This is a genomic window from Acinetobacter sp. ANC 4636 (assembly GCF_054454555.1).
On sequence record NZ_JBTKVD010000001.1, the window covers coordinates 92,988 to 108,260 of the forward strand.

The window sequence follows — 15,273 nt, forward strand, 5'->3', positions numbered from 1 at the left end:
ATGTTGTTAGAATTTACCAAAATGCATGGTTTGGGCAATGACTTTGTGGTGATTGATCTGATTCGTCAGCGTGCCTACTTGGATGCCGTAACTATTCAGCGTATGGCGCATCGCCATTTTGGTATTGGGTTTGATCAGCTTTTGATTGTTGAGGCACCTGATTTTCCAAACGTCGACTTTAAGTACCGTATTTTCAATGCTGATGGTTCTGAGGTTGAGCAATGTGGTAATGGTGTGCGTTGTTTTGCACGCTTTGTACACGAACGTCAATTGACACATAAAACTAAAATTAAAGTACAGACCAAGGCAGGTATCGTTGAGCCTGAATTGGGGCCAAATGGTTGGGTGCGGGTGAATATGGGTTATCCAAAATTCTTACCGCAGGAAATTCCATTTGTTGCCGATGAGCAAGAAGAACTTTATCGTCTTGATCTGGCAAATGGTCAGAACCTGTTGATTGATGTTGTGAATATGGGCAACCCACATGCAGTGACCATTGTGCCTGATGTTTTGACAGCAGATGTTGCAAACCTGGGACCGCAAATTGAATCACATGTGCGTTTCCCTGAACGTGTTAATGCTGGTTTTATGCAGATTGTAGATGAAAAGCATGCGCGTTTACGTGTGTTTGAGCGTGGAGTCGGTGAAACATTGGCCTGTGGTACAGGGGCGTGTGCAGCAGCAGTCAGCGCTATGCGCCGTGGCTTGCTGGCAAGTGAAGTTGAAATCCAGCTTGCAGGTGGTTCATTGCATATTGCGTGGCGTGATGGTGATGTAGTCTGGATGACTGGCCCAACAGCCAACGTCTATGAAGGACGTTTTGATTTACGTTATTTCCAAAGCTAAATTGTGATCCCCCAAGCCAGATGATGGTCTGGGTTGGGGGCTATTTAAGGTTTTGCCTTATTTTTATAAACATAACAGATCTCGTATTTTCTTTTTTTGTATTCAATTTTCATCAACCATTTGATGCTTCAGTGTTTGAAACATAATTCGTGTTATCCAGTTAATTTTTTGATCTTGAAGCTGCTTGATTCTGTAATGGAAGTTTTTCATACTGTAAGTATTAAAAAAATCATACTGCCCAGAGTAAAATTATGCAAAATCAAATGCAGGAACAACAACTTGAGCAATTATTAGAAAAAGCAGCCAAAGAACCTGCATACCGCCCAGAATTCTTACAACAATTATTGATAGGGCATATTTACTGCTTAGGTGTCACAGATCGAACGACTCAGCCGATGAAAACCGAGCAAATTCACATGAAACAAGGTGATGAACTACATCTGCAAAAATGGAAAAAAGCGGATGGAACAGAAGCATTACCATTTTTCTTGTCACTAGAAACCTTGCAGCAGTCCATTGAAGAAGAGCATTCGTATTTATATCTTCCAACGCAGCAGTTTTTTGAAATGACACTTGGAGACACACTGGTAATGAACCCGATGTCAGCTTATGGCAAAGAATTTAGCCCAGGTGAAATTCGTCAGCTCTTGCAAATTGATGTAGGTCAGGTCGAAAGTTATGAAGTCCAGCAAGACACCGAGGTTTTACTTGGACAACCCACTGAATATCCTTATAAGATGGTGTTACAGTTACAAAAATTCTTGCAAACCAAGCCGCAGGTACAAGCCGCGTATTTGGCACTGATGCATAACCCACAGCGCGATGCTAAACCGACTTTAATGATTGGCTTGCAACTGGACATGCCGCAACCATTGCAACTGGATCAGTTGATTCAGCAGATAGGGCAAGTTGCCTTTGAAAGTCTGGATCAACCAAGTCTTGTAGATTTGACGATTATTGACGATCAAAAAAATGATGGTCTGAGTCGTTATATGCGTGAAGAAACCACACCCTTTTATCAGCGTGAACAACCTGAAAAACGCCGTGGTATGCTAACCCGATTTTTTTCTTAATAAATAGGCTGATTTCATGGATATGTTCGAATTGCTTCATATATGGCTGAATTCTCGTAAAATTCAGCAGCAGTCCGAGCATACATTGTCAGCTTATGAACGTGATGTGCGGGATTTTCTAAATTTTTGCCAACGCAAGAAATTAGATCTTAATAATATTGCCTCCGCTGATCTGCGTGAATACTTGGCAGAAAAAGTAGAACGGCAACAACTGGCAACCAGTAGTTTACAGCGTGCTTTAAGTGCGATTCGCCAGTTTATGCAGTGGGTTGAGCAGCAACAAAAAATTGCACAAAATCCAGCTAAAGATTTCCATTTAAAGCGCCAACCACGGGCGCTACCAGGTATGCTGGATATTGAAACCATTTTACAAATTCTGGAACAGCCTGCACCTGAAAAGCCTTTAGAGCAACAGCTTTGGTTACGAGATAAAGCTATGTTGGAGTTACTTTACTCCAGTGGCCTGCGTTTGGCAGAATTACAAAGCCTAAATCTGCAAGATCTGGATTTTGAACGACAGCAGGTACGCGTAACGGGTAAAGGCGATAAAACCCGTATTGTGCCTTTTGGACAAAAAGCCAAGCAGAGCTTACATCGCTGGCTGCAAATGGTAGCAATTTGGATGGGGCAGAGCTTGCAACCAAACAGCGCAGTGTTTATTTCTCAGCGTGGTACGCGTCTAACACCACGTCAGATTGAAAATCGTGTCAAAGCCCAAGCATTACGAGCAGGGGTAAATGTTGATTTACATCCACATTTGCTCAGGCATTGTTTTGCCAGTCATTTGCTTTCGGCAAGTGGTGATTTGCGTGGCATTCAGGAAATGCTCGGGCATAGCAACTTGAACACAACACAAATCTATACGCATATTGATTTTGATCGTTTAGCGCAAATTTATGATCAGGCACATCCGCGTGCGCAAAAGTAAAGCCTAGTATTCGTCCAAAGGTAACTGATAACTTTGCTTAATAATCTGGCTGGGTAAATCGGTTTTCACGCTGGTAATACCATTTTTTTTGGTCAAATGACTGGACTGAAACTTGCGGTAACTTTCCAGATCAGGAACCACTACTTTGAGCATGGCATCACATTCCCCCAAGATGATGTAGCATTCCATGACTTGTGGGAGCTCTTTCATGGCTTCAATAAAGCAGTCAATGGTTTCCGCATCCTGACCGATCAGCCAAATCCGAGAAAACAAAATCAAAGAGAAACCGACCTTTTGTGGGTCAACTAGAGTGGTATAACTTTGAATCACGCCTGCTTCTTCGAGAAGTTTTACCCGCCGTAAACAAGAGGAGGGTGATAGTCCCACTTGCTTGGCAAGATCGTTGTTTTGAATCCGTCCATTCTGTTGTAAATGAAGAATAATATTTTTGTCTATACGATCGAGTTTTATTGATATAGAATTATTTATTTGCTTCATAAATTAGAATTAAATTCGAAAAATAATTTTAATTATAGAATATTTGCAAGCCTATTTGATTGGTTTTTTTAGACAATATAGAGACTTTATTTTGTTGTTTTAAAGGCAAAAGCAATGTCTGACTTTACATTATTTGCACTCACCATCATTCCGCTGGTATTAACGCCAGGGCCCGATATGTTATTTGTACTTTCACAAGCGATGGGTAAAGATTTTAAGTCAGGCATGATGGCAACTTTTGGCGTGTGTTCTGGCTATCTGGTACATTCGGTACTGGTTGCACTGGGAATTTCCGCCATTATTGTGTCTTATCCGATGCTATTTAATGCGATTCGATTTTTTGGGGTTGCATACTTGGTGTACCTTTCAATTCAGTTATTTCGTTCAGCATTTCAGAGTAAAGGTATTCGGTTATCGGCTGCACAGACCCATAATCCCATTCGCAAAGGCTTTGTAACGTCATTGCTAAATCCCAAAGTCATGCTGATTTATTTTGCAATCTTGCCGCAATTTATGCATAGCAAAGGCAACCCTGTGGTTGAAGGCTTGCTCTTGTCTTTAATTTTTATAAGTTCATGTATTATCGTATATTTGGTACTAACATTTATTGCGGTTAAAATGACAGAGAAAGCAGGTTTTGATCAGCAGAAACAAAAATGGGTCGATGCCACCTCTGCGAGCATGATTATGTTAGCTGCTACATGGCTCATCGCTCACTAAATTAAAAACTCTTTTCTGCCAGCATATTGCTGGCTTTTTTATATTTTGAATATTGTATTTATGACAGCATGGTAGAGATTATTTTTTGTTCCACTTATCAGTAGATGTGGGTATTTCTGATGTGTATCATGAAGAAAATTGATGATTTTGATAAAAATGACCTATGAGTTTAATTTTTTAAATCATTGTTTTTTATCTTAAAAATTAATAGAAACTCAGGTAGAATATGCCGCGTAAAGCTTTTCTTTGAACTGGCCAATTCACGTTTTTAACATAATTTCAGTCTCTGTTGAGAAATTGTGACTTGACCGAAATGCCAAACGCATTGCAAGATAGGCAACGAAACGAATTTTTGAAAAGTATCGCACTTTTCTTCTAGATCATTGGATACTACAGCCGAGGAATACATGAAGGCTCTTGTTGCTGTCAAACGTGTGGTCGATGCCAACGTTAAAGTTCGCGTTAAGCCGGACAATAGTGGTGTTGATTTAACCAACGTAAAAATGTCAATTAACCCATTTTGTGAAATCGCAGTGGAAGAAGCGGTTCGCTTAAAAGAAAAAGGCATTGTTTCTGAAATCGTAGTGGTTTCAGTGGGTGCAAAAGAAGCTCAGGAACAAATTCGTTCTTCTATGGCGCTTGGTGCTGACCGTGGCATCTTGGTTGAAACAGCCGATGAGCTAGGTGCTTTAGAAGTTGCGAAAATCCTGAAAGGTGTTGTGGCGCAAGAACAACCACAATTGATTCTTTTGGGTAAACAAGCCATTGATGATGACTCTAACCAAGTGGGTCAAATGTTGGCAGCACTTTTAGGTTCAGGTCAGGCTACATTTGCATCTGAAGTGAAAGTTGAAGGTGAAAAAGTTCAAGTTACCCGTGAAATTGACGGTGGTTTACAAACAATTGAACTGAACTTACCTGCAATCATTACCACTGACTTACGTTTGAATGAACCGCGTTATGCGGCTTTGCCGAACATTATGAAAGCACGTAAAAAACCGTTGGATACAAAATCTCCTGCGGACTATGGCGTAGCTACTGGTAGCAAACTGAAAACTTTAAAAGTTGAAGCACCAGCAGAACGTCAAGCGGGCGTACAAGTGAAATCTGTAGATGAGCTTGTTGATAAACTTAAAAATGAAGCGAAAGTGATCTAAAAGGCAGGGATAACATCATGAGTATTTTAGTCATCGCTGAGCACGACAACCAAACTTTAAATGGCGCAACCTTAAACGTTGTTGCAGCAGCGCAAAAAATTGGTGGCGACATCACTGTTCTTGTAGCAGGTTCAGGTGCACAAGCTGTTGCCGATGCAGCAGCAAAAGTTGCAGGTGTTAGCAAAGTTCTACTTGCTGACAATGCAGTCTATGCCAACCAACTAGCAGAAAACGTTGCTGGATTAATTGCTGATTTGGGTAAAGGCTATAGCCACATTTTGGCAGCAGCAACCACCACTGGTAAAAACATTTTGCCACGTGTTGCAGCTTTGCTGGATGTAAGCATGGTGAGTGATGTAATTGCGGTTGAATCAGCCAATACTTTCAAACGCCCAATTTATGCAGGCAATGCGATTGCCACTGTACAATCAGAAGAAGCAATCATTGTTGCGACTGTACGTACTACTGCTTTTGATGCGGTTGCAGCAGAAGGTGGTGCAGCAGCTGTTGAAGCAGTAAGCGAAGCTAAAGATGCAGGCGTATCGAAATTCGTTTCAGAAGAAATCGTAAAAACTGAACGTCCAGAGCTTTCAGGTGCACGTATCGTTGTATCTGGTGGTCGTGGTGTGGGTTCAGGTGAAAACTACCACAAAGTACTTGATCCATTGGCAGACAAACTGGGTGCAGCACAAGGTGCATCTCGTGCTGCGGTTGATGCGGGCTTTGTACCAAACGACATGCAAGTGGGTCAAACAGGTAAGATTGTTGCGCCTGACCTGTACATTGCTGTGGGTATTTCAGGTGCGATTCAGCACTTGGCAGGTATGAAAGATTCTAAAGTGATCGTTGCGATCAACAAGGATGAAGAAGCGCCAATCAATGCAGTTGCGGACTACTGGTTAGTGGGTGATTTGAATGAAGTCGTACCTGAACTGGTATCTAAGCTTTAATTGAGTCATTTTAAAAAAACTCTGCTTCGTGCAGAGTTTTTTTATGCTTTAAATTTGTGTTTGAGCAATTTTCTTTAAAGTTAAAATTTACAAATATATTTAGAGAAAAAGCTTAATTTGAGCCAGAAGAATCCTTGCAAATTAGGCGAATTGGATAAAAAAAACATTATCAAAAAAATACTCAAAAGTATGTGTAAAAAATCAGCAAAAATCAGAGGAATTTTATAAGAGAAATGTGATTCTATGGGCTTCGAGCGCCACAAAACACAGGCAAATATGCTAAAATATTGCGTTATGTTTTTCAGTTTTAGTGATAAGTTTTTCACTAATTTTTTCTGAATTTTTTTCAAGTTTTTTGGCTGTTTATCCATGATAAATGGTCAATATAATAAGGAGTATGCATGAGCGTATCGGAAATCCGACCGATTGCCATTGAGGATGAACTCAAGCACTCGTATCTTGATTATGCCATGAGTGTGATTGTCTCTCGTGCATTGCCAGATGTGAGAGATGGTCTCAAACCTGTTCATCGTCGTGTGCTATATGCGATGCATGAGCTGGGTAATGATTATAACAAGGCCTATAAAAAATCTGCCCGTGTAGTTGGTGATGTGATCGGTAAATATCACCCGCATGGTGACTCTGCGGTGTATGAAACCATCGTACGTATGGCACAAGATTTTAGCTTGCGTTATCAGTTGGTCGATGGTCAAGGTAACTTTGGTTCAATCGATGGCGATAGCGCAGCGGCAATGCGTTATACCGAAGTGCGTATGACCAAGCTTGCTCATGAGCTTCTGGCCGATCTTGAAAAAGACACGGTCGATTGGGAAGACAACTACGACGGCTCTGAGCGTATTCCTCAAGTTTTACCTACACGTGTTCCAAATTTACTGATCAATGGTGCTGCGGGTATTGCAGTCGGTATGGCGACCAACATGGCGCCGCATAATATGACCGAAGTGATTCACGCTTGCCTTGCTTATGCAGATAATCCAAATATCTCTATTGAAGGTTTGATGGATCATATCAGTGGTCCAGATTTCCCAACAGGCGGCATTATTTACGGTAAATCAGGCATTGTCGATGCTTACCGTACAGGTAAAGGCCGTTTGCACATTCGCGGTAAGTATCATTTTGAAGAAGATGAGAAAACAAGCCGTATCACGATTGTCTTTACTGAAATTCCGTATCAGGTCAATAAAGCGAGAGTCATTGAGCGTATTGCTGAACTGGTTAAAGAAAAGAAACTCGAAGGAATTTCAGAACTTCGTGACGAATCTGACAAAGACGGTATGCGTATTGCGATTGACTTAAAGCGTGGTGAAAACGCTGAAGTCGTGGTCAATAATCTGTTTTTGAATACACAGCTTGAAAACTCGTTCAGCATTAACATGGTTTGCCTTGACAATGGTCAACCAAAATTAATGAATCTGAAAGATATTATTGCTGCGTTTATTCGCCACCGTCAGGAAGTCGTGACACGTCGTACCATGTTCGAATTGCGTAAAGCACGTGAACGTGGACACATCTTGGAAGGCTTGACGGTCGCATTGGCGAATATCGATGCCATCATTGAAGCCATTAAAACTTCAGCCAATCCAGCAGAAGCGCGTGAACGCCTACAAGCAGGCGAGTGGGCTGCGGGTGGTGTCGTGGGCTTGCTTGAAAAAGCAGGTGCTATTTCAGTTCGTCCAGATGAAATTGAGGGTGAAGATCCAAATCGCCCATTTGGTTTGATTGATCAGCGTTATCGTTTGTCACCGACTCAAGTTAACGCAATTTTAGAGTTACGCTTACACCGTTTAACAGGTTTGGAACAAGATAAACTTCATGCAGAATACAGTGAGATTTTATCTCAGATTGCTGAATTTACAGCTATTTTGAATGATTTTAACTTGTTGATGAATGTTATTCGTGAAGAGTTAGCACTGATTTTGCAACAATATGGCGATGCTCGTCGTACAGAAATTATTGAATCTCGCGTTGATTTTTGCCGTGAAGATCTTATTCCAGAAGAGCAAGTTGTACTCACCGTTTCTAAAACGGGTTATGCAAAAACGCAGCCACTCTCTGACTATGCAGCTCAACGCCGTGGTGGTCGTGGTAAGTCTGCAACCAGCATGAAAGAAGATGATTATATTCAACATCTGATTGTCGCGTCTAACCATGCAACGGTGCTGTGCTTTACCAATGTTGGTAAAGTTTATCGTCTGAGAGTATTTGAAGTTCCACAAGCTTCACGTGGTGCAAAAGGTCGCCCAATGGTTAACCTGTTGCCACTGGATGCCAATGAAACCATTACCGCCATTCTTCCATTAACCGACTTCCCAGAAAACCATTATGTGTTTATGGCAACTGCATCGGGTACCGTAAAACGTGTGGAATTGGCGCAATTTGCAAACATTCGTGCCAATGGTTTGCGTGCAATTGAGCTTAATGAAGAAGATACCTTGATTGGCGTTGCGATTACTGATGGTAATCAGCAAATCATGTTGTTCTCAAATGAAGGTAAAGCGATTCGTTTTGCTGAAACTGATGTGCGGGCAATGGGGCGTACCGCAAAAGGTGTACGTGGTATGCGAGTTGCTCTTGCTGCAACTGCACTTGAGGTGGATGAAACTGAAACCGAAAATGATGATACGGATGATACTGAAGATAGTGCAGATTTGAATGTCATCAGTCGCATTGTATCACTGGTTGTTGTCCCTGACACAGGCGAAGTACTGTGTGCGAGTGCAAACGGTTATGGTAAGCGTACTCCAGTCGGTGACTTTCCGACCAAAAAACGTGGTGGTAAAGGCGTTATTGCAATTAAAACTTCTGAGCGTAATGGTGAGTTGGTTGGCGCAGTTGCGATTGATGAAACCAAAGAGCTCATGTTGATCTCCGATGGTGGTACTTTAGTGCGTACCCGTGCTTCTGAAGTGGCAACTACAGGACGAAATGCACAAGGTGTTCGTCTGATTCGTTTGGGTGAAAATGAAACACTGGTCGGTGTTGAAGCCATTGATGCCGTTGAGGAAGATGAAATTGAACTCGACATCAGCGAAGTGAATGAAGCTGTTGAAACTGAAGAAGTAGACAATACAGAAGAATAAATTCAGATCTGTCTCATTTTGAAGTGGGTTGATACTTATTTCAGAATGAGACATACAGATCAAAATAAAAGAGGAAGCCTAGGCGTCCTCTTTTTTATCATTGATTAAATATAAATACGTCATAATTACGTTGATGCAATACTTTGACCTGAGGATCAGACGATTTAAATTCACCTGGACGACTAATCACAATCAAAGGCTGTTTGTTTTTCAAAGCTTGCTCAAAGGTCGCATCGTTCCATAAATTGCGTTTTAACTCGGGTTCAAATAATAAGCCATCTTTAATTTCTACAGCTGAATTATCTCCCCCAACAGCATCCCAGTTATTCACCAAATATATAGGTGATTTCCAATCCAGTAAAAATGGCACGTCATAAAAATAGTAGCGATAGAACACTAACTTCGTATTACCATGTAGATATTGCTGAAATTGTAACTGGTCAGAATTGGTTTTCGTATCGAACAATCGAACGGCAAAAGGAACACTTGAACACAGCACCAATAAACTAAGTACCGTCGCTTGTAAAAATGAGATCTTTTCAGCTTTATAACATGCCAGAAACACCCACGGGCTAGCTGTTAAAATTGTGCCGAGCAGATAAATAAGACCAATATGCTGAAAATAAAAATCATGATTAGTTTTCATGACATGTGGTGCAAGCAATATAGTGAGTCCCATTAGGGATACAAAAATTGAAACACCTAAAATCTGTAATTTATTTTTAGGTAAGGTAAGTGTCTGCTGAACCCATGCTGTGATGAGAATCGTCAGCGGGGCAACGACAGGTAAAATATAACCTGCTAGTTTGGATGGCGGAATTGAAAAAAAGATCGTGACAGAAACGAACCACCAGAGCAGTAAAGCAAGAATTGGCGATGGAACGACTGTACGAATATGTTGTTTTGCGCCTTTAAATCCCGTAACGAGCAACCAAGGTAAGAAGCTGATCAATAAGATGAGCAAATAAAAAAACCAAGGTCGTTTATTATTAAATCCTGATGAACTAAAGCGGCTAAACTGCTGGTCAATAAAGAAATAATTTAGGAAATTTGCATAGTGGTGTTGAGCGAAATATAGCCATGGACCTACTAGACAAATAAACAGTAAAATACCCAGTGGATTAAGTAAAGATGGGATTTTTCTCCATTCTTTACAATAAATCACCCACGGCAAAATCACCATCCCTGGAACCAGTACACCAATCAGCCCTTTACTCAAAAAGCCACCAGCACAGGCAACATAGCCTAGGAATAAAATCGATTTTTTCCCAGACAAAGTAAAATCTGCAAAACAGAAAACGGTCAGTGTCATCCATGTTGCAACCAGTAAATCATGGTTAACATACTGACTGCTGCCAAAAAACAGTAAACTGGTTGCTAGAATCAGTGCACTGAGCTGAGCAACACGCTCATTGATATATTTACGAACAAAGAAAAATAGACTGACCAACATCAAAGTGCCAGCAAGTACAGGAACCAGACGTAATACCCATAAATGCACACCAAAAATTTCCATCAAACCTGAACTGATCCAGTGCAAGAGTGGAGGTTTATGCATAAATGGAAAACCATTGATACGTGGTGTGAGCCAGTCGCCAGTTTCAAACATGGCCCGGCTGATATCTCCATAACGTCCTTCATCAGGTACTGACATTGGTCTGATGACTGAAGTAATGAAGAGCCAGATCGGTAGCAAAATCAGTAATAATTTAGATGATCTAAGTAAAGGTTGCATAACATAGCCTCAATGCTGGAATGCAAAAAATTGGTTCAATAAAAAGGTGAAAATTGCAGTGAGAAAAATTGCAATAATGACCAAAATGGATAGTGAAATATTTAAATAGTGGTGTGAAATAAGCAATAAACTTTCATTGAACACAAAACCTAAAGTTGCAACGATAAAAAATTTAGGTAAGGTTTGCCGATGTGAAAGCTGCTGAGCTTGAAATGTAAAATGTCGATGCCCAAAGTAACTTACCCAAAAAGCAAGACAAAAAGCAATGAGATTGGCATACGCTAAAGCAATATGCACTTGCTCAAACAGTAGAATCACAATAGCGTAATGCGTCAATGCCGCAAGCACACCAATGATCCCAAAGCGAGCAAATGTAAGAACATGGGCAAGCATTAGAGGGTCTTATTATCAGATGTTGATGATGAATTTTTAGCTTTAGAGTGCTCTGCAGCAACAATATATTTAGGACGATTTTTGACTTCAGTATAAATACGTCCGATGTATTCTCCAAGAATACCAATAAATAGTAACTGAATTCCACCAAGCAATGTCATGCCAGCAACAAGCGTTGCCCAACCTGGAACACTACTGCCTTCGATGAGCGTTTCAAGAATAATCCAGATACCATATGCCATCGCCATAAATGCGAGCAATGCTCCCAGATAAGTACTTACTCTTAGCGGTAAATCTGAAAAGCCTGTTAATCCAGAAATAGCAAGGTTAAACAATGATTTGAAATTAAAACTTGATGTCCCGTGCTGACGTTCTTGTTCAGAAAATTGTAGTCCAATACTTTTAAAACCCACCCACGCGTACAAGCCTTTCATATAGCGGTTTTTTTCAGGTAAATTCTGAATGGCTTTGACTACTTTTTCATCAATTAGACGGAAATCTCCTGCATTTTCAGGAATTTCAACGGAAGTACTAAAACTCATTAATTTATAATAAGCATGGGTGAAAAGGCGTTTAAGCCAAGATTCGGTATTGCGGCTGCGAATACCATAGACCATGTCATAGCCATTACGCCATAAATTGAGCATGGTTGGAATTTCATCAATCGGGTGCTGAAAATCGGCATCAATCAATAATGCAATATCTCCTGTAACATGATCTAAACCTGCACTGAGTGCAGCTTCTTTACCAAAGTTACGAGAGAGTTCCAGTACACGCAGAGGGTAATCCTCAACCAAACTATATAAAACAGCTAAGGTGTTATCTTTACTACCATCATCAATCACAATGATTTCATAACCAGCAAGCTCTAACTGGTCTAACTTGGCAGCCAAAGCTGGAATAAATTGGGGTAAATTTCCCGCTTCGTTATAAGCAGGAATCACACAAGATAGAAATGGATTTGTTCTCATGCGTTTACTCCGATACGTGAAAGAGTAATTTGATAATTCTGACAGTCAATTGCAAATTGTTCAGATGCTAAATACTGATATTCTTGTAGCCGCGCTATTGTAATTGGATCAGTATTTTTTATTAAATCCCGCGCAGGATGACACATAATTAAAAGATTGTCTTGCGCTTGGCTTAACCATTTTTGGTTCAGATGAGCATAATCAATTTGCTGAAAATCATAAATTCCAGCAAAAAATTGATTCTGTTTAAATTTATTTTGCATACATAATTGATTAAGAGTTGCTGAACCTAATTGCATGAGCATATATGTTTTAAACTGATAGGGTGAAACCACAAGAGTATGTCGAAGATTTCTCACCCAGCCTTTAAAATTCTGTTCTTTTAAAAACTCTATCAGTACTTCACGAATCACTGGAAACTGATGAACATGTTGATGTCCATCAACAAAGTCAGGCGCTTGCCCCAACGCTTCGATAAAAGCGTTCCATTGCTCGGCAATACTATCGCGAATCTGTTGACGGTCAAGTAATCGTAACCATGCTTTAACCATAAGTGTATTTAAAGGAAAAGCGACAGTCTTGTCATCAAAAGCATGGGTAAAATTGAGGTGTAACCCTAAATCCGCCTGAGCAGCATAAGGTTTTAATTGCTGTGCCGCTTGTGACCAGTCAGGTGATTGGGTCATGCAAGATGTCGCGTGCAGCCGCTGTTGTGCAATCAGCTCAATGATTGCCGTAGAAATACTTGGGTGTAAAGCAAAATCATCGGCGCAGTAGCAGACATGTGTCATTTTAGACACTCGCTTGCATTATTATAAATCATATCAAATATCTACAAAATAAAAGATGCGTCTAATATGCTCAGTATCCCTTAAGAACAACTTAAGTGTAAACTGGGGAAAATGTTGTTACAGAGTAAAAACGTGATTTAACTAATCAGCTTAGATGATCTAAATAGATTGCAAATCCGAGCTGTTTTAGTCCCATTCTAAAGTCATGTAACCTTAGAATGGAGAAGATGAATTATTGAGACAGGACGATTTTCTTTAAAACGTCAACCAAAACATTAAATTCATTGTGTAATGGTGTGCTTTTACGTGTAACTAATGCGATAGTGCGCACAGGTGCCGCCTCAATATGTTTGACTTGCAAATCCGCATGGTATTGTAACATCGGGCGTTGTAAGGCAATTTCAGGCAATAAGGTATAGCCTAAGTTCGACGATACCATTTCAACTAAAGTTGGAAGAGAGCTGGCTTTTAATCGGTGATCATTTTTACGTTCGCCAATTGGGCAGGCACTCAAGACATGATCGCGTAGGCAATGACCTTCCTCAAGCAACATTAAGCGAGAGAGATCAAGATCATCAAGGTTACTCGCGCGGATACATTGCTGATCTGCTTTATGATGTACCAAGACCAGATTTTCTTTGGCAATCTCGGCAACTTTGAGTCCACGTGTGTCAAATGGCAGTGCCAAGACAATCATGTCCAGATTACCATGTTCCAGTTTTTCAACAATCTTTTCACTTTGTGCTTCATGCAGATGTAACTGGATTTTAGGTAAATAATGATGCACTTCATCAAGCAACTGCGTCAAAATAAAGGGAGCAATGGTCGGAATAATCCCTAAATGTAAGTCGCCAGTGAGTGGTTCACTCATTTCCCGACTGAGCCGCATAAGATCTTGAGCATCTGCAAGTAAAACGCGAGCCCGCGCAACCACTTGTTCCCCTAAAGGTGTTAAACGTACATTTTGGCGATCGCGTTCAACCAAAACACCACCAAGTAAACGTTCTAACTCCATAATGCCGCCAGATAAAGTCGACTGGGTTACAAAAGAGCGACGTGCTGCCTCGGTAAAATGCAATGTTTCAGACAGTGTTACTAAATAAGAAAGCTGTCTTAAAGAGGGTAATGCAGCCATAGTGTCCTGATACTTTTAAGGTTTAAAGTGATGTGCGAATAAACCACTCAATTGAGGGATAAAATGTGGTGGAATATCATGCCCCATTCCGGCAATTAATTCAAATTTTGCTGCTTTAATTGCTTTTGCAACAACCCGACCATGTTTAGGTGGCAATAATCGGTCGCTTGCGCCATGAATGACTAACGTAGGTTGTTGAATTTGTTGATCCCACTTGAGTAATGACCCTGTACATAGTATTGCTAGTAATTGATGCAAGACACCATTTGGGTAGTAACTGCGAAAATAAGCTTTACGTGCAAATAGTCGGATTTCTTCGACATTAATATAGTTGGGTGACCCAATAATCTTGTAAAGCTGTACATTCTGCCGAATGATTTCATCTTCCTGTGTTGGGCGTTTACTGATCATCAATTTAAGTTGCTTGATACCAGGTGCAGGCAGCAGCGGTTGATTGTTGCTAGTGAACAGTAACCCTAGCTTGCTAATTTTTTCTGGGTATTTTGCAGCGACGATCTGGGCAATCATGCCACCCATTGAAGCTCCAATCAGGTTACATTGATTAATTTCCAGTTTATCAAGCAATAAGCCAACATCATCGGCCATATCTTCCAAAGTATATGGCGCACCATTATTTTTAAGCCCGACACTAAAACGCGCCATCATGCTGAGTAAGTGATGAGAGTTTTGAGGCTCTGTTGTGATTTTGCTAGATAAACCAATATCTCGGTTATCAAAACGAATAACACAGAAACCCTGATCAATCAGTGATTTGCAAAAAAAATCTGGCCAAAGAATCAGTTGCCCACCTAAACCCATAATCAGCAAAATACATGGATGCTCGGGGTTGCCACCCATTTCAATGTGCAATTGTATGCCATTGCCGAGATCGACTTGTGCCTCACGCATATACTTACTATATGGTGATGGGCTAAACACAATACTCTGATTCATTGTGAGCATCCATGAAGTGTG

At 40.7% G+C, this 15,273-nt stretch carries 14 protein-coding genes; 7 read left to right on the top strand and 7 right to left on the bottom strand.

Annotated features, from left to right (window positions below; all coding sequences use genetic code 11):
- From dapF to xerC, 3 genes are all read left to right on the top strand, one after another.
- Window positions 1–846 (top strand): diaminopimelate epimerase, encoded by an 846-nt coding sequence (gene dapF, locus ACX1N5_RS00445; protein WP_131380952.1) that lies wholly within the window; start codon window positions 1–3, stop codon window positions 844–846.
- Between the two features lie 251 nt (window positions 847–1,097).
- On the top strand, window positions 1,098–1,919 hold the full coding sequence (locus ACX1N5_RS00450) for an enhanced serine sensitivity protein SseB C-terminal domain-containing protein (RefSeq protein ID WP_458799957.1): 822 nt from the start codon (window positions 1,098–1,100) through the stop codon (window positions 1,917–1,919).
- Window positions 1,920–1,935: 16 nt separating this feature from the next.
- Window positions 1,936–2,847: a tyrosine recombinase XerC gene (gene xerC, locus ACX1N5_RS00455; protein ID WP_458799959.1), complete on the top strand. Its 912-nt coding sequence runs from the start codon at window positions 1,936–1,938 to the stop codon at window positions 2,845–2,847.
- Window positions 2,848–2,850: 3 nt separating this feature from the next.
- On the opposite strand, the gene ACX1N5_RS00460 is transcribed toward xerC, so the two are convergent.
- The gene (locus ACX1N5_RS00460) at window positions 2,851–3,345 is read right to left on the bottom strand and encodes an Lrp/AsnC family transcriptional regulator (RefSeq protein WP_004753338.1); all 495 of its coding nucleotides are present in this window, start codon (window positions 3,343–3,345) and stop codon (window positions 2,851–2,853) included.
- 114 nt (window positions 3,346–3,459) lie between these two features.
- Here ACX1N5_RS00460 and ACX1N5_RS00465 point away from each other — a divergent pair, with 114 nt between their 5' ends.
- From ACX1N5_RS00465 to gyrA, 4 genes are all read left to right on the top strand, one after another.
- Window positions 3,460–4,065 (top strand): LysE family translocator, encoded by a 606-nt coding sequence (locus tag ACX1N5_RS00465; RefSeq protein ID WP_458799961.1) that lies wholly within the window; start codon window positions 3,460–3,462, stop codon window positions 4,063–4,065.
- Window positions 4,066–4,472: 407 nt separating this feature from the next.
- Entirely contained in the window at window positions 4,473–5,222 is a 750-nt protein-coding gene (locus ACX1N5_RS00470) for an electron transfer flavoprotein subunit beta/FixA family protein (RefSeq protein ID WP_131380945.1), read from the top strand.
- 17 nt (window positions 5,223–5,239) lie between these two features.
- Entirely contained in the window at window positions 5,240–6,172 is a 933-nt protein-coding gene (locus tag ACX1N5_RS00475; protein WP_131380943.1) for an FAD-binding protein, read from the top strand.
- Window positions 6,173–6,573: 401 nt separating this feature from the next.
- Window positions 6,574–9,273: a DNA gyrase subunit A gene (gyrA, locus tag ACX1N5_RS00480; protein ID WP_458799964.1), complete on the top strand. Its 2,700-nt coding sequence runs from the start codon at window positions 6,574–6,576 to the stop codon at window positions 9,271–9,273.
- 97 nt (window positions 9,274–9,370) lie between these two features.
- On the opposite strand, the gene ACX1N5_RS00485 is transcribed toward gyrA, so the two are convergent.
- The 6 genes from ACX1N5_RS00485 to ACX1N5_RS00510 all read right to left on the bottom strand — a co-directional run bounded on the left by ACX1N5_RS00485 (window position 9,371) and on the right by ACX1N5_RS00510 (window position 15,252).
- A complete protein-coding gene (locus tag ACX1N5_RS00485) occupies window positions 9,371–11,008 on the bottom strand; it encodes a glycosyltransferase family 39 protein (RefSeq protein WP_458799966.1) in 1,638 nt (545 codons plus the stop codon).
- 9 nt (window positions 11,009–11,017) lie between these two features.
- Window positions 11,018–11,401, bottom strand: coding sequence for a GtrA family protein (locus ACX1N5_RS00490; protein WP_458799968.1), 384 nt, complete (start codon window positions 11,399–11,401; stop codon window positions 11,018–11,020).
- Entirely contained in the window at window positions 11,401–12,372 is a 972-nt protein-coding gene (locus ACX1N5_RS00495; protein ID WP_458799969.1) for a glycosyltransferase family 2 protein, read from the bottom strand. Before ACX1N5_RS00495 ends, ACX1N5_RS00490 begins: the two co-directional genes overlap by 1 nt.
- Entirely contained in the window at window positions 12,369–13,163 is a 795-nt protein-coding gene (locus ACX1N5_RS00500; RefSeq protein WP_458800264.1) for a ChbG/HpnK family deacetylase, read from the bottom strand. The genes ACX1N5_RS00495 and ACX1N5_RS00500 overlap by 4 nt, the downstream gene beginning before the upstream one ends.
- A 232-nt stretch (window positions 13,164–13,395) precedes the next feature.
- Window positions 13,396–14,298 carry a LysR family transcriptional regulator OxyR gene (gene oxyR, locus ACX1N5_RS00505; protein WP_004753318.1) on the bottom strand — a complete coding sequence of 301 codons (903 nt, stop codon included), beginning with the start codon at window positions 14,296–14,298 and terminating at the stop codon, window positions 13,396–13,398.
- A 15-nt stretch (window positions 14,299–14,313) separates the two neighbouring features.
- Entirely contained in the window at window positions 14,314–15,252 is a 939-nt protein-coding gene (locus ACX1N5_RS00510; RefSeq protein ID WP_458799971.1) for an alpha/beta fold hydrolase, read from the bottom strand.
- Window positions 15,253–15,273 lie beyond the last annotated feature (21 nt).